Raw genomic sequence first — 13,467 nt, 5'->3', positions numbered from 1 at the left:
CTGCGTATGGGCTATCCTTACAAAGCGTAACAAAACTATGCTCCGCGTACCCGCCATCATGGGAATCAGTGATTGTGCCGCATTCCATACGCCATTTGCGTATAGTACGCCCCCGCCGCGCCTATAGCCGATGGGCCGCCAACCAGACGTTTGAAGATTACGCCCTGCGCTTTACCGCCCACTGCGCGCGTACAGCCACCCCCATGCGCGCCGCCCTGACAGCACTCGGTTCCATTTCTTTTCTGGCTCTTGAGGCTATGGGCGGCACGCTGACCCTGGCGTTCGGTTTTGCCAATACGGCCGCCGCCATTGCTTTTGTAACCCTTGTCATTTTCTGCGTCAGCCTGCCGCTCTGCGTGTCGGCCGCCCGCGCCGGTCTGGACATTGATCTGCTGACACGCGGCTGTGGTTTTGGCTATATCGGCTCCACCATTACGTCGCTGCTGTACGCCAGCTTCACCTTTATTTTCTTCGGGCTGGAGGCCGCCATACTGGCAGGCACCTTACGCAGCCTTCTGGGCGTTCCCCTCTGGCTGGCTTACCTGCTCTGCGCCGTTGTGGTCATTCCGCTGGTCATGTGGGGCATTACTTTTATTGCCCGCTTCCAGATAGCCACTCAGCCCATCTGGTTCGCACTCAATTTCATCCCTCTTGCAGTGCTGATTGGTGCACAATACCCACAGCTTGCCGCATGGACCCAGTTTGGCGGCCTGCTGGGCCACACCGACCATCTCAACCCCATTGCCATAGGATCAGCGGCGTCGCTCATTATTGTGCTGATCTGCCAAAGCGCTGAGCAGATCGACTTTTTGCGTTTTTTACCAAGCCCCACGCCACACAACCGGAAACAATGGTGGATCGCCCTTGTACTGGGCGGTCCCGGCTGGGTTATTCTGGATGCCTTTAAACTTCTCGCTGGCTCGTTTCTGGCATGGCTCCTGCTTCAGTCCGGGTTTTCCGCGGCACAGGCCGAGCAGCCGGGGCTGATGTATTATTATGCATGGCGTACTTTTACGTCCGCCCCCCTTGCCGTTTTACTGACGGTGGCTCTGGTGGCTCTGGCGCAAATCAAGGTGAACATCACAAATGCCTATGCAGGCTCCCTTGCCTGGTCAAATTTCTTTTCACGCTTAACGCATACCCATCCGGGGCGCGTATTTTACGTTATTTTCAACGTCACCATTTCCTTTTTGCTGATGGAAGCCGGGCTGGTCAGTACCATTGAATCCGGCATTATCGTATATGGTGTGCTGGCCTGTGCGTGGATAGGCGCCATTTTAGGCGATATTATCCTGTGCAGACCTCTTGGTCTGCGCCCGCCATCGGTCGAATTCAAACGCGCATTACTGCCAGATTTCAACTGTGTGGGACTTGGAGCCTGGGCTATTTCCGCCTGTCTGGGCATTCTTGCGTATTGTGGATTTCTAGGCGGGCTGGCCGCGGCTTACGCACCCTTCCTGACACTCTTCACGGCCTGTCTTACCGCACCTGTTCTGGCGTGGCTTACGGGAGGGCTGACTTATCTGGCACGCACCCAGCCAGCGGACTGGGCCGTGCAGCCAGCCATGCAGTGCGTGATTTGCGAACATCATTTTGAAGCCGAGGATATGGCACAATGCCCCGCTTATGGTGGCACCATATGCTCACTCTGCTGCTCGCTTGATGCCCGCTGCCACGACCGCTGCAAGCCTGTTTCCATGCGCATGAAAGTCCAGTTGCTGACCCCGTTACGCCTTCTTCCCGCACGTCTGCGCCGCAGGCTTCTCTCCCCCATTGGGCGGTTTCTGAGCATGCTTGCGGGCTCAGCACTCATGCTAGATGGATTGGCATGGCAGGTTGATGGCCCCTGGCGTCATGTTTTCCTGTTCATTTTTCTCGCCTGCGCCATCGGGGCATGGCTGCTGGTCATGACCCAGGAAGGCCGCCGCACGGCAACGCGCGAAACACTGCACCAGACCCGCCTGCTCATGAACGAAATCCGCGCCCGCCGCCGCACAGACGAGGCCCTGAAACTCGCACGCGAAAAAGCCGAATCAGCAAGCCTTGCCAAAACCCGTTATATTAGCGGCATCAGCCATGAAATCCGCTCTCCGCTCAATGCCATTATGGGCTACATTCAGCTCCTGCAACACGATAAGCGCATGCCGGCAGAACGCCAGAAAACCTTCGGCATCATGCGCGAGAGTGGTGAGCATATCACCAGCATCCTATCCGGCCTGCTTGATATCTCACGCATTGAGGCGGGACGTATCGAACTGCACTCAGACACCATTGCCCTGCCCGCGTTTTTGGAATCTGTCGCCCAGATGATGCGCCTGCAAGCGCAGGCAAAAGGGCTGACCCTCAACTGGGAGCCAGGCTTTCTGCCCGCTGTGATCAGTTGTGATGAACACCGCCTGCGGCAGATCCTGCTGAACCTGCTTTCCAATGCCATCAAGTTTACGCGCCACGGGAGTGTAACGTTTTCCGCCCAGTGGCAGGGGCAGATTGCAGAATTTATTATTGCCGACACCGGCCCGGGTATAGCCGAGGAAGATTACACCCGCATTTTTGAACCCTTTGAACGGGGCCGCATGACAGCAGACATGCCCGGCACGGGTCTTGGATTAACCATTACCAAACTGCTCACAGAAATTCTGGGCGGTGAGCTGACCTTTACCAGCACGCTGGGCGTTGGCTCCCGCTTCCGTGTGCGGCTTATGCTCTCCGACCGTGATATTGCGCTTGCGCCCCAGTTGCCAGCGTTCCCGACTGGCTATGACGGGCCACGCCTTACCGTTCTGGTTGTTGATGACAACATGGAACACCGGCTGATCATGCGTGAAACTCTGGAACGGTGTAACTTTAACGTTGAAGAGGCAGAAAGTGGCTCTGACTGCCTCGCATGCCTCCCAGAGATGCGGCCAGACCTGTTACTGCTTGACCTGTCCATGCCCGGTATGGATGGGCGGGATCTGGCCCTGCGCATTCGCCAAACGGAATTTTCCGCAACTCCGATTATTTTCCTGACAGGCAATCTGGTAGAAAGCACCAACCGGCACGTCCCCTCGCTTGATGACTGTCCGGTCATGGGTAAACCTGTCAACCTGTCCGCGCTTATTACCGAAATAGGCCAGATGCTGAACCTGAAATGGCACCTGCCACAGGCAGAGTCAGCACCGATCCCCCTCACCTCATCCGAACCTTTGTCCCCCGATGCAACCCAAACCTTATCGGCCCCCCAAAAGGCCGTACTGCTGACATCACTGAACAGTGGTAACCTCAGGCTTTTCCGAGAACAGCTCACAACATTGCAGGCAAAGCAGCCAGCCCTTGAAGCGGCTCTGGCCCCTCTGTTTGAGCTTGTCTCCTCCTACCAGCTTGAAGCCTTACGCCATCATCTGGAAATATCCACATCATGACCACACCCGTCATAAACCGCAAAACCATTCTCGTCATAGATGACGACCCGGCCGTTCTGGGGCTAATGGATGAAAAACTGGGAGATCAGGGCTACAATGTTTTGCTGGCACAATCCGGTGTCGGTGCACTTGAAGTCATCAGCCACGCTGTGCCAGATCTGATTCTGGTCGATGCCCTTATGCCCGGCATGACCGGGTGGGATGTCTGCGAGGCCCTGCGCCACGACAGCCGTGTAACAGGTGTCCCGATCATATTCATGACAGGTCTTACTGAAACCGAGCACGTGCTCCGTGCTTTTGAAGCAGGTGCCGCGGATTACGTTACCAAGCCACTCAGGCTGGAAGAAGTTATGGCGCGTATTGGTGTAAGGCTTGAAGCCGCCGATCGCATCCATTCAGCCCATTGTGCGCTTGATCAGGCCGGACGCTACCTGTTTGCAATCACACGCTCTGGCGATGTGCTCTGGGCGACCCCTCAGGCCAGCCTGATACTGGCCACAATGCCGCATGCCCTTAAAGCACTGCCTACTCCGCTTCCCGCACCCGGCACCATTATTCTGCAACAGGAATGTAAGGAAAGCCGCGTGGCACTCACGCTGGTCGGCGCCACAGGACCAGATGAACTGCTGCTGCGCATTGCCAAGCAGACCGTTTTTCCTGAAAACATATTGCGTACAAAGTTAAACCTCAGCGCCCGTGAGGCTGAGGTTTTACTCTGGATTTCACGCGGTAAAACCAGTCGGGATATTGCTGACATTCTACAGGTCAGCCACCGCACGATTGATAAACATATAGAGCAGATTTACAACAAAACAGGCCTGAGCTCGCGAGCGGCGGCAGCGGCCACCGCATCCCGATTATTGCAGGAGCCCTGAATTTTACGGACTGGGCCTGGACGCATCATCCGACAGGCGGTCATGGTCATTATCAACGATACCGGCCTTCAGGCAGGCCTTGTCTGCCTCGTAATGACGCACAGTGGCCAGTTCCTGCCTGATATGATCAATATCATGCTCCCTGCCATCTTCCTTGATGGGCTGCCCGGTAGGAGAAAGGGTGACACCTTTCATGACCCCAAACCCCGGCACCGGATCCAGCCTGATGAAAAACTGGTTTTCTGCGGGTGCTGTACCCTGAGCTATGCTGTTCTGTTCCTGCCTGTTCAACGCCCCCATCTCATCGGACAGCAGCACATCCTCCGCAAACAGATGGCGGCAATCAAGCTTGTCAAATGCAGGTTCTGCTGCATGCAGATCTTTGTGCCCGACAATGCAGGAAAGTGCCAGAAATGTAAAAACAGTTATCTTTTTTAAACCCGTCATTGCGACCCCCTGCGTGGTTCTAGCTCCAACCCGCCTGATAAATGGGTATAACAAACCAATCATGCTTAGTACTGGAACTGCATGCCAAGCAGGAAAGCCCCCTGCGCCGGTGTGTTCGCAGATTTGTACCGCACATAATCAAACGTAAACCGTAAATTATGGGCATCCATCACATAGTTTGCACCCGCATCAAACTGCGTCGTCTTGGGGTGACCGGGGCCATACATACCTTCTTTGAATCGGAACTCCTGATACCGTACCAGAGGCTGCACACGACCCCAGCCAAGTTTATAGGGGATAAGATACGCTGTACTGGCCAAAAAGGCCGTTCCTGCATTAATACCGCCCACATTCCCATAGGCTGGCGAGCGCTGTTTATACCCGGCGGAAATATCTTTCACACCATCCGTATAGTACTGATAGTATGCACCTTCCAAGGTATAGACACCATATTTTGCATTTTTCCCTATTTTTTTCTCAAACAGGCCATCGACGTTCCACGCCTTGTAGCTCCCCTTGACCTCGGCGCTGCCTACACCATCGGCCTCATACTGCCCGGCAAGACCAATGGCCAGAATATCGGCTTTGCCGTAATACGTACTGGCTGTGTAATATGCTGGAGAGGGTTCAGGATCCAGAAAGTTATATTCCACACGCCCGGCAAAAAGCGGATGCTCGCCATAGTTGGAGCCCCCCGGTACCCAGTTATGGCCACGGTAAATCCCTGTGACATAACGGAAACGATCTTTAAGCAACCGTCCCCAGACCGCCATGCCATCATCTCGGCCAGACCAGGCACCCGGATACTGCGCAACAAGCGGGAACGCATAGGTGCTGAGAAAATACGGACCATCAAGGTTTGATCGATCACTGGGAGTCAGCATCCGCCCACCCCAGATATTAAAGGCTTTCCAGCGTTCTACCTGCAAAATACCGTCAAGAACGTTCCAGTTCCCATCACGCAGCCGTTCAAGGTTCAAGGTCGCCTTGACGTATTTATGGAACTGCGCGCCCATATAAATACGAAAATCATCTGCACTGGCAGCGCCTTTATTACCGGCCACGGTGGAATCATGGCTTAAGTATTGCGCCCGCACACCGACACCAAGGGTAAAAAACTGATCTTTCCCCAGGTTAACTGTTGCAACCGCGTGCGCTTGTGAAGAGACTATGCCCCCCAGCACCACACCAACCGATACAATGCTGCCATAGTAAAACAGTTCTTTTTTCCGGTCTTTCATAAACCGGGACACAAGCGCAATCATGGCTACCCCCTTGTGGCTGCGGTCACCTTCTGGCGACAAGGGGAATATTACGAAATCGAACCGGAAGGATGGGATGCGTAGAATTACTTACTATAGGGTTTATTCGTAATTTTTTTCTTCAACAGACCAATAAGACACAGTTTTCACAGGCCACCCTGCTCCACAATAAATGCGGCAATGTCCTCCACCCCTTCACTGGCGCGAATATTGGCGAATATGAACGGTCTCTGCCCCCGCATACGCCTGCTGTCCCGCTCCATAACGCCCAGATCGGCCCCGACATATGGCGCGAGGTCTATCTTGTTAATGACCAGCAAATCGCTCCGGGTAATACCGGGGCCCCCTTTGCGCGGAATTTTATCCCCTGCCGACACATCAATGACATAAATGGTCAGGTCTGCCAGTTCAGGACTGAAGGTTGCGGCCAGATTATCACCGCCACTTTCAACCAGAACCAGATCAAGCCCTTCAAACCGCTCGGCCAGTTCAGCAATCCCTGCAAGATTAATGCTGGCGTCTTCCCGAATGGCGGTATGCGGACAACCTCCGGTTTCAATGCCCATGATACGCTCCGGGGACAAAGAGCCTGCGCGGGTCAGGAATTCAGCATCCTCACGCGTGTAAATATCATTGGTGATGGCGGCAATATTATACTGCTCTCTGAACCGACGACACAGCGCATCCATCAGAGCCGTTTTGCCAGTACCAACAGGGCCACCAATACCAACACGCAACGGACCGTGTTTTATTTCTGTCATGTCCTGAATAACCTCGTTTCCTGTGTTTCATGATGCATGGCAGCCAGATCGGATGCGAAACACGCCCCCCCGACATCGTCCAGTGTCTGTTCCTGTGCTTTTTCAACCGCCGCAATCAACGCAGGCTCAAACCCCGCCAGCGCACGCAAGCCATCCGTCTGCCCAAGCGGCACAAGCCTTACCGCGGCAGAAACCAGCGCCGCTACGGCCGCATACCCGCCCGCCAGCAAAGCCTGAGGCCGCGCAACTCCACCTTTGCGAAAAACCATACCCTGCGCAACAGGGAGAGGCCAGCGCGTGCCCTCACACTCTGCTTTATCAGGTATGGCCTGCCAGACAGCCGCCGCTTTTAAAAAAGCCTCACCCTGATAAACTGTTTCTTCATACCGCTCGCGGGACGACGCACAGGCACAGGCAAAATCTGCAATTTCAGCCAACCGGACCATATCATGCCCCGCCTGCCATGCAGCATTGAGCAGGATAAGGTCGTTTCTCAGACTTCCATATTGCAGCAGCGCGCCAACCCACGCCGTAAGGGAGAGCACATTCTGCACGCTGCCCTGCTCTACCGCCCATTCCAACCCGTGGCTGTACGCATATCCTCCGGTTGGAAAGGCTGGAGAAACCCAGGACAGCAGCCTGAGAAAAGCCAGCCCACCCCCACTCCCGGCTGCGTCAGTCATGGGAATGGCTGTGGTCACCATGAGGATGGTGCCCTGTATGCCCATGGTCACGGGCCGCATAGGCCCCACTTTCCGGGTCAAAGGCTGCCTGCACCCGATGCACGTGCCCTCCAAGCCCCTTCACCATATCCGCAATAACATGGTCATAGCGTATCAGAATACGCTCAGCTTCGATGGCCGCAGGCAGATGCCGGTTGCCCAGATGCCATGCCAGTTGCAACAGGTGCAAGGGAGTTTGCGCCCGTATCTCCATCAGTTCTTCCGGCAAAGCCTCTACTTTGACAATACGGTCATCCTCAAGGAGCAGTCCCTCTCCGGCCTGCAACAGATGCGCCTGTTCAAGCTCAAGCAGTATTTTTTCGCCAGACTGCGTGGGCAATACCCTACGCCGCCGGTGCCGCCCTTCATAATCCGCACAAAATACATCGGAAGCCTGTTCGGCAGACCAGCTGCCTACCGGCAGAATTTTTACGACGCGCTTCATCAGAATAAAAAATACCTTTGTGCCATCGGGAGAATATCGGCTGGCTCGCAGGTCAGCAGGACACCATCGGCACGCACTTCATATGTTTCCGCATCAACCTCGATATGCGGCATGGCGCTGTTATGGATCATGCTCCGTTTGCCAATACCACCTCGCGTATCTGAAACAGCAGAAAGCCTTTTACGCAAACCAAGTTTGCGGCCGATATCGTCTTCCAGCGCCGCTTTAGAGACAAAGGTCAGGCTGGTATGGGTCAGTGCTCCACCATACCCACCAAACATCATACGGCCATGCACGGGTTGTGGGGTCGGGATAGAGGCATTGGGGTCCCCCATCATGGCGTAAACAATAGCCCCACCCTTGACGACCATATCCGGCTTTACACCAAAAAAAGCCGGGTTCCACACAACAAGATCCGCCAGTTTGCCAACCTCGATCGACCCGACTTCATGCGACAGCCCGTGAGCAATGGCGGGGTTAATGGTATATTTGGCAATGTAGCGTTTGACGCGGTTATTATCTGCCCGGCCATCTCCGGGAAGCGCACCGCGCTGGCATTTCATTTTATGCGCGGTCTGCCATGTCCGTAATGGCACCTCTCCCACACGCCCCATGGCCTGACTGTCTGAAGACATCATGGACAGCACGCCCATGTCATGAAAAATGTCTTCTGCGGCAATGGTTTCCCGCCGGATACGGCTTTCAGCAAAAGCAATATCCTCTGGCACATGTGGGTCCAGATGGTGACAGACCATGAGCATATCCAGATGCTCATCCAGCGTATTGCGGGTGTAGGGCCGCGTTGGATTGGTAGAAGACGGCAACACATTGGGCAGACCGGCAACCCGAATAATGTCCGGTGCATGCCCTCCTCCAGCTCCCTCCGTATGGAAGGCATGGATTGTCCGGCCCTGAAACGCCGCTATCGTATCCTCAACAAAGCCGCTTTCATTCAGCGTATCCGTATGGATCATCACCTGCACATCCATACGGTCTGCCACACTCAGGCAGCAATCAATGGCAGCGGGGGTGGAGCCCCAGTCTTCATGCAGCTTCAGGCAGCATGCCCCGGCCCGCACCATTTCTTCCAGACCGTCCGGGCGGGACGCATTCCCCTTGCCCGCGAATGCCAGATTAACCGGAAAAGCCTCCGCCGCCTGCAACATACGTGCCATATGCCACGGCCCCGGCGTGCAGGTTGTCGCCGCCGTACCCGTTGCTGGCCCAGTGCCGCCACCGAGCATGGTCGTTACACCAGAAGCAAGGGCCTCCTCAATCTGCTGCGGGCAAATGTAGTGGATATGGCTATCTATACCGCCAGCAGTCAGAATTTTCCCCTCACCGGCAATAATTTCCGTACCCGGCCCGATGATGATATTCACACCGGGCTGAATATCCGGGTTCCCAGCCTTGCCAATACCCGCAATCCGTCCATCGCGCAGTGCAACATCTGCTTTTATAATGCCCCAATGGTCTATAATCAGCGCATTGGTAATAACGGTATCCGCCGCTCCCCCGGCCCGTGTGACCTGAGACTGCGCCATGCCGTCCCGGATGGTTTTACCACCACCAAAACGTACTTCTTCACCATAAACTGTCAGGTCTTTTTCGACCTCCACCAACAAAGCGGTATCGGCCAGACGGACGCGATCACCCGTGGTTGGACCAAACTGTGCTGCATATTCATGCCGGGTCAGACGGGTCATGCGTCCAGACTCCCCATAACATCACCTCTGAAACCAATCACAACACGCTGACCACGAAGCGGCACCAAAGTGACCTCACGCTCCTGCCCCGGCTCAAAACGCACGGCTCCACCAGAAGGGACATCCAGCCGCCATCCCCGTGCGCTTTCACGGTCAAAATGTAGTGCCGGATTGACTTCGTAAAAATGGTAATGGCTGCCTACCTGCACAGGACGGTCACCTGTATTTGTCACCAGAACACTCTTCCGGGGCTGGCCCTCGTTCAGCAGAATATCCCCCTCATCCACCAGTATTTCACCCGGTATCGCATTCTGGGGCAAAGGATCAGCGTATCGGGTCATGAACCGTCACCAGCTTTGTACCATCAGGAAAGGTTGCTTCAACCTGCACATCATGAATCATTTCCGCCACGCCCTGCATGACCTGATCACGGGTGAGAACATGCCCGCCACTGGCCATCAGCGTTGCCACATCCACGCCATCACGTGCGCCTTCAACCACATGATCCGTAATCAGGGCTATGGCCTCAGGGTAATTCAGCTTGACCCCCCGCTCCAGCCTGCGCCGCGCCACCATAGCTGCCATGGAAATAAGCAGCTTGTCTTTTTCCCTTGGGGTTAAATGCATGTTCTGGCTAGTCCCTCGCTTCTGTTAAGCTGTCGTCATGAACGCCATGTAGACGGCGCGGGGCGGCCAGAGCGTAGCATTACAAGAAGCTGGCGTAACGCTTTTTCCAAAAGCCAGCTTCTGTCGGCCAGTCCGCGCACCACCAGCATGCCATTCCATGCTGAAACGGCAAAACCCGTATATTCCGGAGCCTGCAAATGTGCTCTCACCTGATCCAGCAGGCCCATGGCATGGGGACTGACCAGCACCAACGTAGCAACACTGCCCTGCCCGCCACTTACAGCCGCCTGCTCCAGCATGGCTGTAACATTATGACTCTCAAGACGTAACGCGTCCTCAAGCACAAGCCTGCCATCCCGTTTGATGGAAAGACGGTCAACCAGAGTCAGGTCCGACAGCACTTCGCCTGACCCTTTACGACCGAAAATACGGCTCTCCAGAAAAAGAAACTCCGCAGAGCCCGCCATATCTACCCGCATATGGCGGCAAAACCTGCTGCCATCAAAAAAAATAGTGCTGTGTGGCAACCACTCCAGACGCGCTTCAGGTTCAATCTGGCAGATCACGGTCATCTGCGCAGGCGCATCATCCGGGCGGGCGCGATACACTCTTTCCGCGGCCTGAGACGTGAGCAGGAGGTCCGTGCCTTCTCGGCATATCAGCCAGCCTTCAATACTATCCCCCGCCGCAATGCCGCCGGAAATATTGACCGTAACAGCCTCTACCCCCGCTCCCGCCATACGGGGAAAGAGCAAGCGGCAGCAGCCTCTTTGCTCAAGGTCGGCCATGCGGCTCATCAGCCCATGTTGCCTGACCTCCAGCCCAAACCGTCCCTGTGCACGCTGGAGCGACCCTACCACAAACCCGACTTTCCCATACTGGACATGGCCCCGCTCTAGCACCTCTCCGATGGTTGGTCATTGCGTAATATTACATAGGAACAACGGGAGACAGGATCGAAGAACCCAGGTGATTCTCAAATCCCCTGGGCTCTGATCGAAAGAATGACGCTATGCAGCGACCGGGTTTCTCTGATTTTGCAGAACATCCTACCCTTTTGAACAGACTGGGAGAGCACTGTATGATTCCCCCCGGTCTTGTGGCGGGGTAACCCCTCCATAAAAAGAGTGGCTTTTGAGTGAGAATTTTCTCAGCGTATGGAATGAGAAGATTCTGATGAAGAGTGGTCGTTTTACTGACGCCCAGATCATGGGCGCGATCCTGTTATGATCAGTGAAAAGAGGGGGTCTTTCAGTTCTGGTCCTTCGACAGATAGAACTCGACGGGCACGGTCAGGGTGACGGGATCCCCCGCGACACTGTCCGGCGGGATGGGCAAAGGCTGAGCGCGTTTAGGCAGAGCAATGGCTTCCTGATCGAGCAGAGCATGACCGGAAGAGCTGGCAAGGGTCACCGAGAGCACATGGCCCTTGCGGTCCATGGAGAACGTCACAGTCGGCACGCCTTCCTGATGATCGGCCATGGCGTCGGACGGATAGCGCTTGAACTTCTCAAGCTGCGCCAGCAAAGCCCCCTGCCAGGTGGCCGGGTCGTGCGAGGCTTTTGAGGACGACGCACCGGGAGCCGGAGCGGCCTGTGCGGGAGCCGGAGGCGCTTCCGAAGAAGGCGGTGCTGTTGTCGCCTCGGCCGGTGGCGTCTTGTCCGGGATCGGCTTTTTGAGCATCGGCACCGGCTTTTGTTTCTTGACCAGTTTCTTTGGCTTTTCGGGCTTGGGCACCGGGATTGGCGGATTGGGCGCGGGCGAAGGTGGCGCCGTGATCTTTGGTGGTTCGACCGGAGCCGGATCCGGGATGGACTGGGTCTGCTGCGGTCCCGGCGGCAGATCGGTGGGCGGGGTCGGTGTGGAGACCGGTTCCGGGGCCATGTCGATGGCAATGGCGGCAGGCGGCGGTTCCGGCACGGCCATGACCGGCGGGGGCAGCCGCATGATCCACCAGACCGCCCCACCACTGACGGCGAGCACGGCGAGGAACGACAGGCCCCACCTTATCGTGTCCTCACGCATGGACTGCCGCAACTGCCCCCGTTGCCAGTCGGCAAAGGACAAGGGGGGACTTTCAACAGCTTCACCCTGCCCCTGCACCATGTCTGTGGTACTGCTCACGGCGTTGTTCCAGATGTGGCAGGAACTGCATTACCGGGCGGCACGGGCGTTGAACCTGCTTCACTGCCTTCTTCCTGCCCCTGCAGATTGACCAGCGCGACCTTGAGGTATCCGGCGGTACGCAGCCTATCCATCACCCCCATCAGCGTGCCGTAATCGACCGTCTTGTCGGCGCGGAGGAAAATGCGTTCGTCCTTGTTGCCCTTGGTCGCATTTTCCAGCGCTCCGGGAAGAGCGTCGGTGCTGATATCATCCTCACCCAGCGCCAGGCCATGATCGGCCTTCACTGTCAGGAACACGGGATCATCGGGGCGCGGCGTCGGCTTCTCGGTCGAGGATGGCAGGTCCACCGGCACGTTCACCGTCGTCAGCGGGGCCGTGACCATGAAGATCACAAGCAGGACCAGCATCACGTCGATGAACGGCGTGACGTTGATTTCGCTCGCCTCATGCGGGTTCTCATCGGTATGACGGATGCGGATCATGCCGCTTACTCCCCCGCCACCGAACGGCTGTCACGGGAGGCACCAAACCGCACTACCTGTCCGCTGGCGGTCAGCGCCTGCATGCGGCCCAGATCACGCGAAACAAGACGCATGACCAGCGCGGTGAGGTCCGCCACCTGCGCACGGCAGGAGGCCGTCTGGCGGGCAAGGTGGTTGTAGATCACCACCGCCGGGATGGCGGCCACCAGACCCAGCGCCGTGGCCAGAAGCGCCTCGGCGATACCGGGGGCCACCACGGCAAGACTGGTCGCCTTGCTGGCCGCGATACCGGTAAAGGACGTCATGATGCCCCAGACCGTACCAAACAGGCCGATGAAGGGGGACGTTGCCCCAACAGTCGCCAGCACGCCTGTGCCGCGCATAAGCCTACGACCCTCAGCGGCTTCAAGCCGTTCAAGGTGCAGGACGATCCGCTCCTTCAGCCCCTCGCTATCGTCGGGAATATCGGCAGAGCGTTTGCGTTCGGTCTCGGCGGCCATGACCAGCGTATGGGCGATGCCGTTCTGACGGGTAACTGTTGATTTTCACTGAGAACTGACCCGGGTTTTTCATCAGGAATTGACCCAGCCAGATGCTATTTCAGGCACAGTC

General features: G+C 56.4%; 13 protein-coding genes and 1 pseudogene. 2 read left to right on the top strand and 12 right to left on the bottom strand.

Annotation, left to right across the window (positions count from 1 at the left end):
* Positions 1 to 74: 74 nt before the first annotated feature.
* Complete coding sequence (locus tag AB2L51_RS07780; RefSeq protein WP_395582385.1) at positions 75 to 3,401, top strand: hybrid sensor histidine kinase/response regulator; 3,327 nt, start codon at positions 75 to 77, stop codon at positions 3,399 to 3,401.
* Positions 3,398 to 4,276: a response regulator gene (locus tag AB2L51_RS07775; protein ID WP_395582386.1), complete on the top strand. Its 879-nt coding sequence runs from the start codon at positions 3,398 to 3,400 to the stop codon at positions 4,274 to 4,276. The genes AB2L51_RS07780 and AB2L51_RS07775 overlap by 4 nt, the downstream gene beginning before the upstream one ends.
* Positions 4,277 to 4,279: 3 nt before the next feature.
* Here AB2L51_RS07775 and AB2L51_RS07770 read toward each other — a convergent pair whose 3' ends face one another.
* The 12 genes and pseudogenes from AB2L51_RS07770 to exbB all read right to left on the bottom strand — a co-directional run.
* Positions 4,280 to 4,723: a hypothetical protein gene (locus tag AB2L51_RS07770; RefSeq protein WP_395582387.1), complete on the bottom strand. Its 444-nt coding sequence runs from the start codon at positions 4,721 to 4,723 to the stop codon at positions 4,280 to 4,282.
* A gap of 65 nt (positions 4,724 to 4,788) precedes the next feature.
* Positions 4,789 to 5,964 carry a porin gene (locus tag AB2L51_RS07765; protein ID WP_395582397.1) on the bottom strand — a complete coding sequence of 392 codons (1,176 nt, stop codon included), beginning with the start codon at positions 5,962 to 5,964 and terminating at the stop codon, positions 4,789 to 4,791.
* A gap of 167 nt (positions 5,965 to 6,131) precedes the next feature.
* Entirely contained in the window at positions 6,132 to 6,746 is a 615-nt protein-coding gene (gene ureG, locus AB2L51_RS07760) for an urease accessory protein UreG (protein ID WP_395582388.1), read from the bottom strand.
* The gene (locus tag AB2L51_RS07755) at positions 6,743 to 7,450 is read right to left on the bottom strand and encodes an urease accessory protein UreF (protein WP_395582398.1); all 708 of its coding nucleotides are present in this window, start codon (positions 7,448 to 7,450) and stop codon (positions 6,743 to 6,745) included. Before AB2L51_RS07755 ends, ureG begins: the two co-directional genes overlap by 4 nt.
* On the bottom strand, positions 7,422 to 7,913 hold the full coding sequence (locus AB2L51_RS07750; protein ID WP_395582389.1) for an urease accessory protein UreE: 492 nt from the start codon (positions 7,911 to 7,913) through the stop codon (positions 7,422 to 7,424). Before AB2L51_RS07750 ends, AB2L51_RS07755 begins: the two co-directional genes overlap by 29 nt.
* Positions 7,913 to 9,619: an urease subunit alpha gene (ureC, locus tag AB2L51_RS07745; protein ID WP_395582390.1), complete on the bottom strand. Its 1,707-nt coding sequence runs from the start codon at positions 9,617 to 9,619 to the stop codon at positions 7,913 to 7,915. The genes AB2L51_RS07750 and ureC overlap by 1 nt, the downstream gene beginning before the upstream one ends.
* A complete protein-coding gene (locus AB2L51_RS07740) occupies positions 9,616 to 9,960 on the bottom strand; it encodes an urease subunit beta (protein WP_166116528.1) in 345 nt (114 codons plus the stop codon). The genes ureC and AB2L51_RS07740 overlap by 4 nt, the downstream gene beginning before the upstream one ends.
* The gene (locus AB2L51_RS07735) at positions 9,944 to 10,246 is read right to left on the bottom strand and encodes an urease subunit gamma (protein ID WP_166116530.1); all 303 of its coding nucleotides are present in this window, start codon (positions 10,244 to 10,246) and stop codon (positions 9,944 to 9,946) included. Before AB2L51_RS07735 ends, AB2L51_RS07740 begins: the two co-directional genes overlap by 17 nt.
* A gap of 35 nt (positions 10,247 to 10,281) precedes the next feature.
* Complete coding sequence (locus tag AB2L51_RS07730; protein ID WP_395582391.1) at positions 10,282 to 11,148, bottom strand: urease accessory protein UreD; 867 nt, start codon at positions 11,146 to 11,148, stop codon at positions 10,282 to 10,284.
* Positions 11,149 to 11,497: 349 nt separating this feature from the next.
* The gene (locus tag AB2L51_RS07725) at positions 11,498 to 12,370 is read right to left on the bottom strand and encodes an energy transducer TonB (protein WP_395582392.1); all 873 of its coding nucleotides are present in this window, start codon (positions 12,368 to 12,370) and stop codon (positions 11,498 to 11,500) included.
* Complete coding sequence (gene exbD / locus AB2L51_RS07720) at positions 12,367 to 12,855, bottom strand: TonB system transport protein ExbD (protein WP_395582393.1); 489 nt, start codon at positions 12,853 to 12,855, stop codon at positions 12,367 to 12,369. The genes AB2L51_RS07725 and exbD overlap by 4 nt, the downstream gene beginning before the upstream one ends.
* A 5-nt stretch (positions 12,856 to 12,860) precedes the next feature.
* Positions 12,861 to 13,388: pseudogene (gene exbB / locus AB2L51_RS07715) on the bottom strand (tonB-system energizer ExbB); the annotation flags it as partial.
* Positions 13,389 to 13,467 lie beyond the last annotated feature (79 nt).

This window comes from Acetobacter fabarum, from assembly GCF_040702925.2.
Classification (GTDB): Bacteria; Pseudomonadota; Alphaproteobacteria; order Acetobacterales; family Acetobacteraceae; genus Acetobacter; species Acetobacter fabarum_B.
Note: the sequence above shows the minus strand (reverse complement) of the source record. Positions and strands in the feature narration are given on the sequence as shown.

Coding starts and splice junctions, on each gene's coding strand:
- AB2L51_RS07775 (WP_395582386.1), top strand. CDS start 3,398: ATGACCACACCCGTCATAAACCGCAAAACCATTCTCGTCATAGATGAC.
- AB2L51_RS07770 (WP_395582387.1), bottom strand. CDS start 4,723: ATGACGGGTTTAAAAAAGATAACTGTTTTTACATTTCTGGCACTTTCC.
- AB2L51_RS07765 (WP_395582397.1), bottom strand. CDS start 5,964: ATGAAAGACCGGAAAAAAGAACTGTTTTACTATGGCAGCATTGTATCG.
- ureG (WP_395582388.1), bottom strand. CDS start 6,746: ATGACAGAAATAAAACACGGTCCGTTGCGTGTTGGTATTGGTGGCCCT.
- AB2L51_RS07755 (WP_395582398.1), bottom strand. CDS start 7,450: ATGGTGACCACAGCCATTCCCATGACTGACGCAGCCGGGAGTGGGGGT.
- AB2L51_RS07750 (WP_395582389.1), bottom strand. CDS start 7,913: ATGAAGCGCGTCGTAAAAATTCTGCCGGTAGGCAGCTGGTCTGCCGAA.
- ureC (WP_395582390.1), bottom strand. CDS start 9,619: ATGACCCGTCTGACCCGGCATGAATATGCAGCACAGTTTGGTCCAACC.
- AB2L51_RS07740 (WP_166116528.1), bottom strand. CDS start 9,960: ATGACCCGATACGCTGATCCTTTGCCCCAGAATGCGATACCGGGTGAA.
- AB2L51_RS07735 (WP_166116530.1), bottom strand. CDS start 10,246: ATGCATTTAACCCCAAGGGAAAAAGACAAGCTGCTTATTTCCATGGCA.
- exbD (WP_395582393.1), bottom strand. CDS start 12,855: ATGATCCGCATCCGTCATACCGATGAGAACCCGCATGAGGCGAGCGAA.